Below are 14,680 nucleotides of genomic sequence, written 5' to 3' on the forward strand. Positions count from 1 at the left end.
GCAAGCCTCGCTCCGATCTAGCGGGCGCCAAGACCAAGACTTGCGAGCGCCTTGTCGGTCAGCCGGTAATGGCCCGCGATCTCGAACCGGAAGAGAATGTCGTCGATCCGCGTGCCGGCGCCGATATTATGCACGATCATCGGCGTGCCGTCCGGCGCTGGAGAGCGGCTGACAACGCCGATGTGCGGTCGGTTTCCAGGCAGGCGCCAGCTGACGATATCGCCGGGCTGGTAGCTGGCCGGATCGCTGGACAGGGGCAGTGCCGCGCCGACGCGGGTGAAGATCGTCTCGAGGTTGGGCACGCGGCGGTGGTCGATGTTCGGATCGGGCCGGGTAAGACCCCAGAGCGCGGGGTAGGCCGCGAAGGCGCGCTTCATGTCGCGATTGACGGCAAGCTGCAGGTCGAGGCCGAGGCCCTCGCGCAGCGCCCGGATCACCACATCGCTGCAGACGCCGGTTTCCGCAGGCACATCGCCGCCCGGAAAGGCGATGGCGACATAGGCCGGATCGTAGCCCAAGGTCACACCGATCTGCCGTTCGGCGGCAGCAAGGATCGCCCCGGCGATCGGTGAGGGCACCGGCAGGTCGGTCGCGGCGGGCGCGGGCGGGTGCGGCGCGGCGATGCGCGCGATGACCGCTTGGCCCGCGACCTTCGCCCGCCACGGGTCGCGCAGAGCCGCCAAGACAGCCAGCGCGACGGCGAGCAGGATCAGTACCCGTCCGGTCATCCGCCCCGCTCCGTTCCCGGAAGACTGCCCAGAAGGCGCACCGACAGTTCCTTTTCCAGTTTCCGGCGGATCGCGCGCGGAAAATCGCTTTGCGCTGGCGAGGCCACGACGAAGGCGCCGGGGCCGCTGATCACCTCGCGTTCGTAATAGTCGAATATCCCGCGCTCATGGTCGCCGATGGCGAGGCCGTTCACGGTGATGCCGTCGAAGTCGACCGTCGCATAGGTGCGCGCCGGGGAGGGGCCGTCATTGTTCTGGCCGTCGCCGGAAATATCGAGCGTCCGGGTCGCGCAAGGTTCCGCTTCCGCCAGCACACCGCGCCCGAAGGTCAGCGCGCGGCCAAGCGCGGTCGCCTGACGTTCCGGCCCGCGTTCATGCGCCAGTAGGGTCGCGACGATCCGGTCAAGGTCGTCTGGCCCCATGACCCGCGTCCAGGGCACGATCACCCGCTGGTCCTTCTGGCCGCTCCATTCATAAAGCGCGAAGGTGACATGGTCGGGCGGGGCGAGGAAGGCATCGCGGATCTCGGGCGCCTGAAGTGCGGCGATCAGGCCGTCGCGCTGGATTTCGTAGTCGCGCGCATCGACCGAGCGCGACACGTCAAAGCCCAAGGCCAGTGCCAGCCGGCACTCCGCCGCCGCCGGACCGGCCAGAAGTAGGGCTACCAGTGCCCCGTATTGCCCATGCTTGCCCAGGGTTCCGCCGGCGCCTTGGCCGCCCCCTTCTGCAGAAGCTCCACCGAGACATTGTCGGGCGAGCGGACGAAGGCCATGCGCCCGTCGCGGGGCGGCCGGTTGATCGTGACGCCACTGGCCATCAGATGGGCGCAGGTCGCGTAGATATCGTCGACCTCATAGGCAAGATGGCCGAAATGGCGGCCGTCGGATGGCAGGCCGTCGTCGCCGTCCCAGTTGAAGGTCAGCTCGACCGGGCACTCCGCCTGCCCCGGCGGCGCCATGAAGACCAGCGTGAAGCGCCCGCCCTCGTTCTCATACCGCCGCGTCTCCTCCAGCCCGAGAAGCCGGTAAAAGGCCATCGAGCGGTCCAGGTCCAGAACCCGCACCATCGTATGCAGATAGCGTATCGCCATGCCACTCCTCCGCTGATCTGCCGCCAGCCTAACCCAGCGCCCGGAAATTCCCAATCCCATCGTCGACCACGACAGATTGCGGACTACCCCCGCCCGCTTGCGCAGATATAGTGGTCAGCGATTCGAAACGCAGGAGGCCCCGATGACTCTCACCCCAGACCAGATGGCCGAGATCGCCGAGGCCCGCGCCCAGACCCGCCCGACCCTGCGGGCCACGTCCGAGGGGATGGAGAAACACCTCTACGTCCCGCACGAGGTGCTGGATCACGGGCTGGTCCGCGTCATCGACTATATGGGCGATGATGCCGCCATCACCCAGGCCGCCCGCGTCAGCTATGGCCGCGGCACCAAGGCGGTGCAGAATGACGAGGGGCTGATCCGCTACCTGATGCGCCACTGGCACTCGACCCCGTTCGAGATGTGCGAAGTGAAGTTCCACGTCAAACTCCCCGTCTTCGTCGCCCGCCAGTGGATCCGCCACCGCACCGCGAACGTGAACGAATATTCCGCGCGCTATTCGATCCTCGACCGCGAATTCTACATCCCCGCGCCGGAAAACCTTGCCGCGCAATCGACGGTCAACAACCAGGGCCGGGGCGAGATGCTGGAGGGCGAGGAGGCGGCGCGCGTCCTCGACATCCTGCGCGAGGATGCGATGCGGTCCTACGACCATTACGAGGCGATGCTGAGCCAGGACGGCCAGAAGGGCCTCGCGCGCGAACTGGCCCGGATGAACCTGCCCGCCAACGTCTATACCCAATGGTACTGGAAGGTCGACCTGCACAACCTCTTCCACTTCCTCAGGCTCCGCGCCGACGCCCACGCCCAGTACGAAATCCGCGTCTATGCCGAGGTGATGTGCCGGATCGTCAGGGACTGGGTGCCCTTGGCCTATGGCGCGTTCGAGGATTATCGGCTGGGCGGTGCGACGCTGTCGGGCAAGGCGATCGAGGTGTTGAAACGTCGCCTTAAGGGTGAGAAGGTGACGCAAGAGGCCTCCGGCATGAGCAAGGGCGAGTGGCGGGAGTTTGTGGAGATTTGGGGGTGATGAGTGAATGAACCCGTGGAGCGATGCGCCCGTAAGCGCCCGAGCGATTTGACATGCAGGAACGCTCCCTTCCAAATGGAGCCTAGTGGAGACATATGATGCGAAAATTCTCGACGCATTGCGCGACGATTATTTTGGCTCTGGCATTTCTCCCTGCAAAGTTAAGCGCGGAGGACGCTGCCCTTGCTAGGTTAATCCACGACTTCAATGGCGGCAACGAGTTGAAAACTTACCCGTTGAAAGCTTCCGAAAAGCCCGGTGAAGCTGAAATTTTGGCACAGAAAGTTTATGGCTCACTCTTGTCTGATATAAAAACTCCTGCGACTGTCTTTTTCTGTGTTTGGCGCGAGGTGCCGCGCACTATTGAAGAGTTAAAGGTCGATAGTGTTGCGCCAGAAGAGATATTCGTTTCTTGTAGATTTGGTCCGAGAAACGTTCAGAATCCTGGAAAGCTTGGTGAATTGGGAACCTTGATCTACTCAGATGATTCGGCTGTTCTACAGGCCATTTGGAAATTTGAGGAAGGAGAGTTTAGATTGACTCGCTTTGATGTCGAAATTGAAAGTGGTTCGAAGCACTATCCCGCTCGAAGTATTCGACCAGAACTTTCTCAAATTACAGTATTTGAGAATGAGATGCGTTTCCCGTCTAACAACAGCGACTCTTTTGAGTTTAATATTAGCGCAGAACTTCCGTATAGAAATAGCTTTGACAATCCCAAGGAAGATACAATTGTGTCGATTACTCTGTCTGGGGTGGCCGAGCCAACGCCAAAATGGCTCAATTACTAGCAAGCAGTAGGCCGGGGTTCACCCCGGCATCACCGCGACCCATCGCACACCGCCTGTCCGCATCGTCCGACGCGCCCTTGCCGCATATGTTCGGATTGGCGGGGTGAACCCCGCCCTACGGGATCACGCGGCCTCCTCCCTCGTGCCGGGGTGAACCCCGGCCTACAACGACAAATCCGCGCCGCCGCCACGGCCCTTGACCCCGGGCACGCACCGACATCCGCGCCATTCTCTCGTCTTTTCAGGAGGATCAGTGGTGAGCCCGACAGGATTCGAACCTGTGACCCACTGATTAAAAGTCAGTTGCTCTACCAACTGAGCTACGGGCCCAACACGGGCGCTTCTTTAGGGAGGGGGCGGGGGGTGGTCAAGGGCAAAAGCAGGAGCACTGGCAGAATCTTCCGCCCGCGCGTATATCGCGGGGCATGAAGGATAATGCTGCGCCAGAGGCCCTGCGCTTCGTCAAGATGCACGGGGCGGGGAATGACTTCGTGATCATCGATTCACGGGGGCGGGCGCCTGTGACCACGGCGGCGCTGGCGCGCGCGCTTGGCGACCGCAACCGGGGCGTGGGCTTCGACCAGCTGGCCGAGATCCGGGCGGGCGAGGGCGCGGATTTCACGCTGGATTTCTGGAATGCCGATGGCAGCCGCGCCGAGGCCTGCGGCAATGCCTCGCGCTGCGTGGCCGACCGGATGATGGCCGAAAGCGGCAAGGCCGAGACCAGCTTTCACACCGCGCGCGGGCTGCTCGCCGCCCGGCGGCGGGCGGACGGCATGGTCGAGGTGAACATGGGCACGCCGCAACTGGGCTGGGAAGATATCCCGCTGGCCCGCGCTGTCGATCCGCTGCACCTGCCCTTGCCGGGCCTGCCGGTCGCGGTCGGCATGGGCAATCCGCATTGCGTGTTCTTCGTGCCGGATGCGGCTGCCACCGACCCGGCGAAGGACGGTCCGCGCTATGAGAAAGACGCGCTCTACCCGCAGGGCACGAATGTCGAGTTCGCCACGCTGACCGGCCCCGACCGGCTGCGCATGCGGGTCTGGGAACGCGGGGCGGGCGTGACGCTTGCATGTGGCTCGGGCGCCTGCGCGACGGCGGTTGCCGCGCATCTGAAGGGGATGACGGGCCGCAAGGTCACGCTCGACCTCGACGGCGGGGTCCTGGAGATCGACTGGCGCGAAGATGGCGTCTGGATGGCGGGGCCGACGGCGCTGGTGTTCGAAGGGGTCCTGTCTGCTGATTTCGTGAAGCGCGCGGGATGAGCGCGCCGCCGGTCTTTTCGACGCTCGGCTGCAGGCTGAATGCCTACGAGACCGAAGCGATGAAGGAACTTGCGGCGGCGGCGGGCGTCGAGGGCGCGGTCGTGGTGAACACCTGCGCGGTGACGGCCGAGGCGGTGAGGAAAGCCAAGCAGGAAATCCGCCGTCTGGCGCGGGACAATCCCGGTGCGCCGGTGATCGTGACGGGGTGCGCGGCGCAGACGGAACCCGAGACCTTCGCGGCGATGCCCGAGGTCACGCGGGTGATCGGCAACCATGAAAAGATGCAGGCTGAAACCTGGGTCGGTCTTGGGGCCGGGCTAAAGGCGCCCGACCTGATCGGTGTGACCGAGAAAGTGATGGTCGACGATATCATGTCGGTCAGGGAAACCGCCGGTCACCTGATCGACGGGTTCGGGAGGCACCGGGCCTATGTGCAGGTCCAGAACGGCTGCGACCATCGCTGCACCTTCTGCATCATCCCCTACGGGCGGGGCAATTCCCGCTCGGTCCCGGCGGGGGTCGTCGTCGAACAGATCAGGCGGCTTGTGGACAAGGGGTTCCTTGAGGTGGTGCTGACCGGCGTCGATCTGACCAGCTGGGGCGCCGATCTGCCGGGGGCGCCGCGCCTCGGCGATCTGGTGATGCGCATCCTGCGGCTGGTGCCGGACCTTCCCCGCCTGCGCATCTCGTCAATCGACTCCATCGAGGCTGACGACAACCTGATGCTGGCGATCGCGACCGAGCCGCGCCTGATGCCGCACCTGCATCTGTCGCTGCAGGCGGGCGACGACATGATCCTGAAACGGATGAAGCGCCGCCATCTGCGCGACGATGCGATCCGGTTTTGCGAGGAGGCCCGGCGGCTCCGCCCCGACATCATCTTCGGCGCCGACATCATCGCGGGCTTTCCGACCGAGACCGAGGCGATGTTCGAGAACTCGCTGAAGCTTGTTGGAGACTGTGACCTGACCTTCCTGCATGTCTTCCCCTTCAGTCCGCGTAAGGGCACGCCTGCCGCGCGGATGCCGCAGGTCAGGGGGCCGGAGATTCGCGACCGCGCCGCGCGGCTCAGGGCGGCGGGCGAGGTAGCGCTGGCCCGCCATCTGGCGGCCGAAGTCGGGCGGATGCACCGCGTCCTGATGGAAGGCGCGCGCATCGGCCGCACCGAGCAGTTCACCGAGGTCAGCTTCGGAAGCGATCAGCCCGAAGGCCGGATCGTTGAAGTGCGCGTCACCGGTCATGACGATGCGCGGCTGACCGCCTGACCGGCCGGAAACCTGACGATTGTCACCGGGACAATTCAACGGGTGACAGGGCGCAGGCGATACCGCAGACCTTCGCTTGACGGAGGTCTCCATGCATCCCAATCCGATCTATCGCGGCACACCCGAAACCGAGGCGCTGGCCTTTGCCGCTGAACGCGGCTTTGGCACATTGATGTTGAACGGGGCAGATGGCCCGCTGGCCGCGCATATTCCTTTCGTCCTGTCGGAGGACGGACAGTCGGCCGAACTGCATCTGGTGCGCTCGAACCCGGTCGCCAGGGTGCTTGCCGCGCCGGGGCCGGCGCTGCTCGCGGTAATGGGACCGGACAGCTATGTCTCGTCCGATTGGTACGGGCTGCAGGATCAGGTGCCGACCTGGAATTACATCGGCGTGCATCTGCGTGGAACGCTGGAACTGCTGCCGCTGGAGGCGCTGCGCGGCCATCTCGACCGGCTGTCGGCGCATTTCGAGCGGCTGCTCTTGCCGAAGAAGCCCTGGACGACGGACAAGATGCCGGACGAGGTACTTGACCGGCTGATGCGGATGATCGTGCCCTGCCGCCTGACGATTGCCGATGTGCAAAGCACCTGGAAGCTTGGCCAGAACAAGCCTGCCGAGGCGCGCCATCGTGCGGCCGACCAGATGGCGGCGGCGGGCATCGGGCAGGAGGCGGCGGCGCTGGCCAAGCTGATGCGAGACGTGCAAAGCTGAGGCGCGTTGAGAGGAGATGAGGATGCAGCTTTACCATTCACCAACCACACCCTTCGGCCGCAAGGTCATGCTGCTGCTCCTCGAAACCGGACAGGCGGGCGACGTCACGGTTGTGCCTGCGGCGGGCACGCCTGTCGCGCCGGGGTCACTGCCGGTGGACCGCAATCCCCTGGGCAAGATCCCCGCGCTGATCCTCGACGACGGCAGCGCGATCTATGACAGCCGGGTGATCTGCCGCTATCTCGACGATCGCGCGGGTGGCAGGCTTTATCCCAAGGCGCCGCTTCTGTGGCGGACGCTGACCTTGGAGGCTACAGCGGACGGGATCCTCGATGCGGCGATCCTCATGGTCTACGAGGCGCGCATCCGGCCGGAGGAAAAGCGCTTTGCCGACTGGGTGGAGGCGCAATGGGCCAAGGTCGCGCGCGCGCTCGACGCGGTGGAATCGGGCTGGATCGACCATCTGAACGGCCCTCTCGACATGGGGCAGCTGGCGCTTGCCGCGGCGCTCTCCTACCTCGACTTCCGCCATGGGGAACGTGACTGGCGCGCGGGGCGCCCGCAGCTCGCGGCCTGGGAGCGGCAGATCGCCACGCGGCCGAGCCTGAAAGAGACGGTTCCGCAGGGCTGAGCGCTACCCGGCGAGCGGTTCCTGCGGGGGTGGCGCAGGCACGACACGCTTGGCCAAAGAAGGCCCGCCCGTGCCAGATTGTCCGCTGGACGGGCCGGGATTTGGCCGCTAATAACCGCCCCTGAAGGCTGCGGGAAACCGTGGCCAATCGTCGTATGGTCGCGCAAGCGGCCAAGGAAGGGAGAATATCCGTGTCTCACGCAGAAGACCACGCAGGCACCCGGAGGGATTTCCTCTATTATGCCACCGCCGGAACCGGGGTTGTCGCGGCGGGCGCCGCCACCTGGACGCTCGTCGACCAGATGAACCCCTCGGCGGATGTCCGGGCGCTTGCCTCGATCTTCGTCGACATCAGCGGCGTCCAGCCGGGCACCCAGCTGACGGTCAAATGGCGCGGCAAGCCGGTCTTCATCCGCCGCCGCACGCAGGAAGAGATCGACGCGGCCCGCGCCGTGGCGCTGACCGACCTGATCGACACGGCCTCCGAGAATGAAAACCTTTCGGCCGAGGCTGACGCGTCCGACGCCAACCGTTCGCTTGACGAGAATGGCGAGTGGCTGGTGATGATGGGTGTCTGCACCCATCTCGGCTGCGTGCCGCTGGGCGATGGCGCGGGCGAGTTCGGCGGCTGGTTCTGCCCCTGCCACGGCTCGCACTACGACACTGCCGGCCGCATCCGCAAAGGCCCCGCGCCCCGCAACCTGCCGGTTCCGGTGGCGAAATTCGAAAACGAAACCACGATCAAGCTGGGCTGAGGGGCAGAAAGATGGCTGGTATTCCGCACGACCATTACGAACCGAAGTCCGGTTTCGAGAAGTGGCTTCATTCCCGCCTGCCGGTGGTGAGCCTCGTCTATGACACGCTGATGATCCCGACGCCGAAGAACCTGAACTGGTGGTGGATCTGGGGCATCGTCCTGGCCTTCTGCCTTGTCCTGCAGATCGTCACGGGCATCGTTCTTGTCATGCACTACACGCCGCATGTCGACATGGCCTTCGCCTCGGTCGAACATATCATGCGCGATGTGAACGGCGGCTGGCTGCTGCGCTATCTGCATGCGAACGGCGCGTCGCTCTTCTTCTTCGCGGTCTATATCCATATCTTCCGTGGCCTCTTTTACGGCAGCTACAAGGCGCCGCGCGAAGTGACCTGGATCGTCGGCATGCTGATCTATCTGGCGATGATGGCCACGGCCTTCATGGGATACGTGCTGCCCTGGGGCCAGATGTCCTTCTGGGGTGCCACGGTGATCACCGGCCTCTTCGGTGCCATCCCCGGCATCGGCCCGACCATCCAGGAATGGCTGCTGGGCGGACCCGCGGTCGATAATGCCACGCTGAACCGCTTCTTCTCGCTCCACTATCTTCTGCCCTTCGTGATCGCGGCGCTGGTCGCCGTCCACATCTGGGCCTTCCACACCACGGGCAACAACAACCCGACCGGCGTGGAAGTCCGCCGCGGCTCGAAAGCCGAAGCCGAGAAGGACACGCTGCCCTTCTGGCCCTATTTCGTGATCAAGGACCTCTTCGCGCTGGCCGTCATTCTGGTGGTCTTCTTCGCGGTGGTGGGTTTCATGCCCAACTACCTCGGCCACCCCGACAACTATATCGAGGCGAACCCGCTGGCGACGCCTGCGCATATCGTGCCGGAATGGTACTTCCTGCCCTTCTACGCGATCCTGCGTGCCTTCACCTCGGATGTCTGGATCGTCATGCTGACGAACTGGGTGACCTTCGGCATCGTCGACGCCAAGTTCTTCGGCGTGCTCGCGATGTTCGGCGCGATCGCGGTGATGGCGCTGGTGCCGTGGCTTGACACGTCGTCGGTGCGCTCGGGCCAGTACCGGCCGATGTTCAAATGGTGGTACCGCCTTCTCCTCATCGACTTCGTCGTCCTGATGTGGTGCGGCGCCATGCCGGCAGAGCCGCCCTATTCGACGATCTCGCTGATCGCGTCGGCCTACTGGTTTGCCTATTTCCTCGTGATCCTGCCGATCCTCGGCGTGATCGAGAAGCCGCTGGCGCAGCCCGCGACGATCGAGGATGATTTCAACGCCCACTACGGCGCCAAGACCCACGCGGCCGAGTGACGGAAAGGACTGATTGAGATGCTGAAGAAACTCGCAATCACCGCCGTTTCCGCCCTCACGCTTCTGGCCGGTCAGGCCATGGCGGCGGGTGGCGAAGGTGGCCATATCGAAGATCACGCCTTCTCGTTCGAAGGGCCGTTCGGCACTTTCGACGAACACCAGCTGCAGCGCGGCCTGCAGGTCTATACCGAGGTCTGCTCGGCCTGCCATGGCCTGCGCTATGTGCCGATCCGCTCGCTTTCCGACGAGGGCGGGCCGCATCTGCCGGAAGATCAGGTCCGCGCCTATGCCAAACAGTTCACCGTCGTCGACAAGGAGACGGGTGAAGAGCGTGAAGGCAAGGAAACCGACAACTTCCCGCACAATACCGGGGCGGGCGCGCCGGACCTCAGCCTGATGGCCAAGGCTCGTCCGGGATTCCATGGGCCCTATGGCCTGGGGATCAACCAGTTCATGCGCGGGATCGGCGGGCCGGAATATATCCATTCGCTGATAACCGGCTATCATGAAGCGCCCGCATGCGCTCCGGCGGATTTCCCGGGTAACTACAATGCGGTTTTTGCCAATGGTGGTTACCCCGATTCCTGCAAGGAGTATGAGGAGACAGTGGTCGAGAAAGTGAATGCGGATGGCTCGGTGACGAAAGTGACCGAAAAGAAAGAGGTTGGACGCTTGGCGCCCGGCAGCTGGATCGCCATGCCCGCGCCCTTGAGCGAAGGTCAGGTGACCTATGCCGACGGTACAGAAGCGACGGTCGAGCAGATGTCCGAGGATGTGACCGCCTTCCTGATGTGGGCGGCCGAGCCGAAGATGATGGAGCGCAAGCAGGCGGGCTTCCTCGCCGTCCTGTTCCTCGGCCTTCTCTCGGTGCTGCTCTACCTCACCAACAAGCGGCTCTGGGCGCCTCACAAGGGCAAGAAGATCGCCTGAGAAAGGGCGGGGGCTCTGCCCCCGCACCCCCGAGGTATTTGAGCCAAGATGAAAGGGCGTCCGGTTAGGGCGCCCTTTTCACGTTCCGAGATAGGAGGCGAGGGCGGCGGGCGGCGCGGCGAAAAGGGTTGCCGTGTCTTCGGGCGGATTGGTGCGGCCCTCGGCGACGAGGATGGTCTGCCCGGCGATCCGGCGCGCGTCGGCTGGGTCGTGGCTGACCATCAGGACGGTCGTTCCGGTCTCGCCCGCGATCTCGGCCACGAGGTCGAGCATCTCGGCCTTCAGCGCCGGGCCCAAGGCGGCGAAGGGCTCGTCGAGGAGGAGGAGCGGCCGGGCGCGCAGGAGCGCGCGGGCGAGTGCGGCGCGGCTTTGCTGGCCGCCCGACAAAGTGCCGGGCTTGCGGTCGCCGAGACCTGAAAGTCCGACACGGTCGAGCGCCTGTGCGACTTTGGTCCTTTCGCCGCCGGAAAGCCGCAGGTCTGCGCGGAGGCCCAGCCCGAGATTGTCGGCGATGGTGAGATGGGGAAAGAGATTCTGGTCCTGAAAGAGGATCGAGACGGGCCGCGCACCGGGGGCAAGCGGCGCGAGGTCCTGGCCCTCCCACAGGATGCGGCCCGAGGCGGGCGGGAAGAACCCGGCGATTGCCGAGAGGAGCGTCGATTTTCCGGCGCCGGAGGGGCCGATGATGGCAGTGATGCCGCCCGGGGAGAGGGAGAAATCGGCTTCCAGGCGAAAGCCCTCCTGCGCGAGTGCGAGTTGCTCAAAGGTCAGCATCACGGTCCCCCAGACGGTCGAAGAGGCGGAAGAGCCCGAAGGCGATGAGCACCAGCAGGATCGCCGCACCCGCCGCCTGATCGGTGCGGTAGGCGCCCGCAAGCGCATAGACCTGCATCGGGAGCGTCGCCTGCCCGGGATCGGCGAAAAGCGCCACGACGCCGAGATCGCCCGCCGAGAGGGCCGCCGCCAGACCGCTTGCGAAAGCGAGCGGCCGGCGCAGGCGCGGCAGGGCAACGAGCCGGATCCAGTCGAGCCCCGTGACGCCGAGGCTCGCCGACAGCCGGTCATAATCGGTGCGGAGCGCCGCAAGGCCCGGCAGAATGACCCGCAGGCAGAAGGGCATGGCCATCACCGCATTGACGAGCGTCACCACCGGCAGGGCAAGCGCGATTGGATCGGTGAACGTTCGCAGGATGAGGAACAGGCCAGTGCCGATGACAAGCGGCGAGGCGGTCATCGCCAGCATCACCACCGCATCCAACAGCCGCGCGGGGCGGGCGGACAGACTGGTGATCAGGAGCCCGGTCGCAAGCGCGAGCGACACCGCAATGAGGGCTGCGGCAAGAGCGATGATCACGGTCCGGCCAGCAGCTATCCAGACACTGCCCGGCAGCTCGGCGATCCATGGCAGACCCGAGGCCAAGACCGCGATCATCGGTGTGGCGATGAAGAGGCCGGTTGCCGCCAGAAGCGTCACATCGAAAATCTGCAGGCGGCGCCCGGTCCGGTCCCAGCGGTCCGCAACCCGGCCAAGTCCGGCGCCGAAGGCGGCGGGCCGCGCGACCGCGAGGCTCAGACCCGCCGCCGCGAGCGAGAGCGCCATCTGCAGGCTGGCAAGCGCCGCCGCATGGCCAAGGTCGAACTCCAGCCGGAAAGCCTGATAGATCGCGAGTTCCAGTGTCGTGGCGCGCGGGCCGCCGCCCATCACGAGGATCACGGTGAAGCTTGTCAGGCAGACGAGGAAGATCGCGAGTGTCACACCCGGCAGGACGGCGCGCAGCATCGGCCGTTCGACATGGCGCCAGACCTCGCGCGGGCCGAAATCAAGCGCGGTGGCAAGGCGGAAGCGCTCGGCGGGCACCGAAGCCCAGCCGTTCAGGAGGAGCCTGACCGCGAAGGGCAGGTTGAGGAAGACATGGGCAAGGAGGATGCCGTCGAGCCCGTAGAGGCTGACCTTCGGCAGACCGAGCAGGGCGAGGCCCGCATTCAGCCAGCCTGCGCGCCCGAAGATCGTCAGAAGCCCCATCACGGCGACGATGACCGGCAGGATGAAGGGCGCGCCAAGTGCCACGATGACCAGATGGCGCCCGGGGAAGCGCCGCCGTGCGAGCGCGCGGGCGACCGGCACGGCGAGGCCTGCGGAGAGAAGGGCCGAGAGGACCGCCTGCATCACCGTGAAGCGCGCCGCCGCCCAATCGGCCGTGGTTACACCCGACAAGGCCCCGGCGCGCGCAAGGACGGCGCCGAAGGCACCGAGGACCAGAGCCATGACGAGGCCGAGCGCGAAAGCGCCCGGCCAGCGCGGCACTATTTCGAAAGCGCCGCGCGCCATTCCTCGGTCGCCGCCTCCCGCATCTTTGCCGCCTCGTCGGCGGGAAGAAGAAGGGCCTTTTCAGGCGTCACCAGCCCGGCGAATTCGGCCGGCAGGCCGCCCTCGAGCGCCACGGCCGGATACATCCAGTTGGTTTCCGGGATGATGCTCTGGAAGGCCGGGCTCGTCATGAAGCGCAGGAAATCGTCGGCGAGCGCGGGCTGATCTGTGCCTGCGACCTTGGCCGCCACCTCGATCTGCAGATAGTGCCCCTCGTCAAACGCCGCCGCTGCCTTTGTATCGTCTTTTTCGGCGAAGATATGGTAGGCGGGCGAGGTGGTGTAGGACAGGACCATGTCGGCCTCGCCCGACAGGAAGAGGCCGTAAGCCTCGGACCAGCCCGGGGTGACGGTGACGATATTGTCGGCGAGCGCAGCCCAGATCTCGCCCGCGTGGTCGCCGTAAGCCGCCTTGACCCACATCAGGAGGCCGAGCCCGGGCGACGAGGAACGCGGGTCCTGGATCGCGATTTTCAGGTCGGAGGCGGCGAGCGCCTCGAAAGTCGCGGGCGGTGTGGTGAGTTTGGTCTTGTCGTAGACGAAGGCGAAATAGCCCCAGTCGAACGGCACGAAGACCGGATTATCCCAGGCGACCGGCAGGTCGAGCACGGTGCCGGTCAGGCCGTGGGCCGCGAAGAGCCCGCTCGCCTCGGCCTGGGCGGTCAGGTTGGTGTCAAGGCCGAGGACGACATCGGCCCTGGTGTCCTTGCCTTCCAGAAGCACGCGCGACAGAAGCGCGCCAGCGTCGCCCGGCGCCACATATTGCAGGTCGCAGCCGCATTCGGCCTCGAACGCCTTTTCGACCGCCGGGCCGGGCCCCCATTCAGAGGCGAAACTGTCATAGGTATAGACGGTGAGCACGGGTTTCGCCTCTGCCGCAGCATGCTGGGCGAAAAGATATCCCGCGATCATCAGGGCTGCGATTCCGGTAACTTTCATCTCACATCCTCCAATGGTCAGGCGGGCGGAGATGGGGGGCGACCAGAGCGATCCTACCTTCCCTCCGCCGGTCTTAACCGGTTCAGGTTCAACGGGTCCGCTTCACGCATCTCAGCCCCGCCTGTCCGGCGGGGCACCCCGAGGTAAGGCGCACCATAGCGACTGGCCGCGCGATCGCAACCGGAATATGCGGCGGCCGCGTTTGCGGGTTGACCACAGGTCGGTCCGTGCGCCAGTATTTGATCAAATGAGTGAGGTGCATATGTCGTTCCACGTCCAGATCGCCACGGCGGCGGATGCGCAGCTGGTCGGCGATCTTGTCGCGCGGCTGATCGAGGAGCTTTCAGCCGGAGAGCCCGTCGACCGGAAGGCAATGACGGCGACCGCGCTGTCGTTACTGGCCGCAAATTCCGTCATTGGGCTTGTCGCGATGGAGGGTGGCGCGGCGCTGGGGCTCCTGATGCTGAACGAATGCGCGGCGATCTACGCGGGCGGGCGGTTCGGAGAGATCACCGAGCTTTATGTCACGCCCGATCACCGGTCGTCCGGCATTGCGGCGCGCCTGGTGGCGGCGGCGGCCGATCTGGGGCGCGACCGGGGCTGGAAGCGGATCGAGGTCGGCGCGCCGGATGAGCGTGAATGGGCACGCACCAAGGCTTTTTACGAACGCGAGGGCTTTACCGAGGTCGGGCCGAGGCTGAAGCGCATGCTCTAGCCCTCGCGCGAGGAGTGACGAAGTCATCGACGAGCCGCTCGACAAGCAAGGGCTCCTCGGGCGCCTACGGCTTCTCGTCGTACGGGCCTTTCGCTGCTTGAGTGAGGGGC

Annotated in this window: 16 protein-coding genes, 1 tRNA gene and 1 riboswitch; of the genes, 10 read left to right on the plus strand and 7 right to left on the minus strand. The window is 65.3% G+C overall.

Annotation, left to right across the window (positions count from 1 at the left end):
* Positions 1–17 precede the first annotated feature (17 nt).
* From P0645_RS10580 to P0645_RS10590, 3 genes are read right to left on the minus strand one after another with little or no spacing between them, the layout of a single operon-like run.
* Positions 18–728 (minus strand): DUF1287 domain-containing protein, encoded by a 711-nt coding sequence (locus P0645_RS10580; protein WP_284164545.1) that lies wholly within the window; start codon positions 726–728, stop codon positions 18–20.
* A complete protein-coding gene (locus P0645_RS10585) occupies positions 725–1,423 on the minus strand; it encodes a DUF1194 domain-containing protein (RefSeq protein WP_284164822.1) in 699 nt (232 codons plus the stop codon). The genes P0645_RS10580 and P0645_RS10585 overlap by 4 nt, the downstream gene beginning before the upstream one ends.
* Complete coding sequence (locus P0645_RS10590) at positions 1,390–1,818, minus strand: VOC family protein (RefSeq protein ID WP_284164546.1); 429 nt, start codon at positions 1,816–1,818, stop codon at positions 1,390–1,392. Before P0645_RS10590 ends, P0645_RS10585 begins: the two co-directional genes overlap by 34 nt.
* 142 nt (positions 1,819–1,960) lie before the next feature.
* On the opposite strand from P0645_RS10590, the gene thyX reads away from it, so the two are divergent.
* Together thyX and P0645_RS10600 are read left to right on the plus strand one after the other, a co-directional pair.
* A complete protein-coding gene (gene thyX / locus P0645_RS10595; protein ID WP_284164547.1) occupies positions 1,961–2,866 on the plus strand; it encodes an FAD-dependent thymidylate synthase in 906 nt (301 codons plus the stop codon).
* 98 nt (positions 2,867–2,964) lie between these two features.
* A complete protein-coding gene (locus P0645_RS10600) occupies positions 2,965–3,657 on the plus strand; it encodes a hypothetical protein (protein WP_284164548.1) in 693 nt (230 codons plus the stop codon).
* 254 nt (positions 3,658–3,911) lie between these two features.
* Here P0645_RS10600 and P0645_RS10605 read toward each other — a convergent pair.
* Positions 3,912–3,987: transfer RNA gene (locus tag P0645_RS10605), tRNA-Lys, on the minus strand.
* A 95-nt stretch (positions 3,988–4,082) separates the two neighbouring features.
* Between P0645_RS10605 and dapF the strand changes: the two genes are divergently transcribed.
* The 7 genes from dapF (at position 4,083) to P0645_RS10640 (ending at position 10,549) form a co-directional block, all read left to right on the plus strand.
* Complete coding sequence (dapF, locus tag P0645_RS10610; protein WP_284164549.1) at positions 4,083–4,922, plus strand: diaminopimelate epimerase; 840 nt, start codon at positions 4,083–4,085, stop codon at positions 4,920–4,922.
* Positions 4,919–6,187, plus strand: coding sequence for a tRNA (N(6)-L-threonylcarbamoyladenosine(37)-C(2))-methylthiotransferase MtaB (mtaB, locus tag P0645_RS10615; protein WP_284164550.1), 1,269 nt, complete (start codon positions 4,919–4,921; stop codon positions 6,185–6,187). The genes dapF and mtaB overlap by 4 nt, the downstream gene beginning before the upstream one ends.
* A 91-nt stretch (positions 6,188–6,278) precedes the next feature.
* Positions 6,279–6,899: an FMN-binding negative transcriptional regulator gene (locus P0645_RS10620; protein WP_284164551.1), complete on the plus strand. Its 621-nt coding sequence runs from the start codon at positions 6,279–6,281 to the stop codon at positions 6,897–6,899.
* A gap of 22 nt (positions 6,900–6,921) precedes the next feature.
* Positions 6,922–7,530 (plus strand): glutathione S-transferase, encoded by a 609-nt coding sequence (locus tag P0645_RS10625; protein ID WP_284164552.1) that lies wholly within the window; start codon positions 6,922–6,924, stop codon positions 7,528–7,530.
* 191 nt (positions 7,531–7,721) lie between these two features.
* The gene (gene petA / locus P0645_RS10630) at positions 7,722–8,285 is read left to right on the plus strand and encodes a ubiquinol-cytochrome c reductase iron-sulfur subunit (RefSeq protein WP_267635551.1); all 564 of its coding nucleotides are present in this window, start codon (positions 7,722–7,724) and stop codon (positions 8,283–8,285) included.
* Positions 8,286–8,296: 11 nt separating this feature from the next.
* Positions 8,297–9,619, plus strand: a complete 1,323-nt coding sequence (gene petB, locus P0645_RS10635; protein ID WP_284164553.1) for a cytochrome b — start codon at positions 8,297–8,299, stop codon at positions 9,617–9,619.
* Positions 9,620–9,637: 18 nt separating this feature from the next.
* A complete protein-coding gene (locus tag P0645_RS10640) occupies positions 9,638–10,549 on the plus strand; it encodes a cytochrome c1 (RefSeq protein ID WP_284164554.1) in 912 nt (303 codons plus the stop codon).
* Between the two features lie 78 nt (positions 10,550–10,627).
* On the opposite strand, the gene P0645_RS10645 is transcribed toward P0645_RS10640, so the two are convergent.
* Genes P0645_RS10645 through thiB form a run of 3 tightly spaced genes read right to left on the minus strand, consistent with a single transcriptional unit; the run spans position 10,628 to position 13,855 of the window.
* Positions 10,628–11,323 carry a thiamine ABC transporter ATP-binding protein gene (locus tag P0645_RS10645; protein WP_284164555.1) on the minus strand — a complete coding sequence of 232 codons (696 nt, stop codon included), beginning with the start codon at positions 11,321–11,323 and terminating at the stop codon, positions 10,628–10,630.
* The gene (locus tag P0645_RS10650) at positions 11,310–12,878 is read right to left on the minus strand and encodes an ABC transporter permease subunit (RefSeq protein ID WP_284164556.1); all 1,569 of its coding nucleotides are present in this window, start codon (positions 12,876–12,878) and stop codon (positions 11,310–11,312) included. The genes P0645_RS10645 and P0645_RS10650 overlap by 14 nt, the downstream gene beginning before the upstream one ends.
* The gene (thiB, locus tag P0645_RS10655) at positions 12,854–13,855 is read right to left on the minus strand and encodes a thiamine ABC transporter substrate binding subunit (protein WP_284164557.1); all 1,002 of its coding nucleotides are present in this window, start codon (positions 13,853–13,855) and stop codon (positions 12,854–12,856) included. Before thiB ends, P0645_RS10650 begins: the two co-directional genes overlap by 25 nt.
* A 42-nt stretch (positions 13,856–13,897) precedes the next feature.
* Positions 13,898–14,006: riboswitch (TPP riboswitch) on the minus strand.
* Between the two features lie 111 nt (positions 14,007–14,117).
* Between thiB and P0645_RS10660 the strand changes: the two genes are divergently transcribed.
* Complete coding sequence (locus tag P0645_RS10660; protein WP_284164558.1) at positions 14,118–14,570, plus strand: GNAT family N-acetyltransferase; 453 nt, start codon at positions 14,118–14,120, stop codon at positions 14,568–14,570.
* Positions 14,571–14,680 lie beyond the last annotated feature (110 nt).

Origin of the sequence: Frigidibacter sp. SD6-1 (genome assembly GCF_030143255.1) — a bacterium.
In the GTDB taxonomy this organism is placed as follows: domain Bacteria; phylum Pseudomonadota; class Alphaproteobacteria; order Rhodobacterales; family Rhodobacteraceae; genus TMP-24.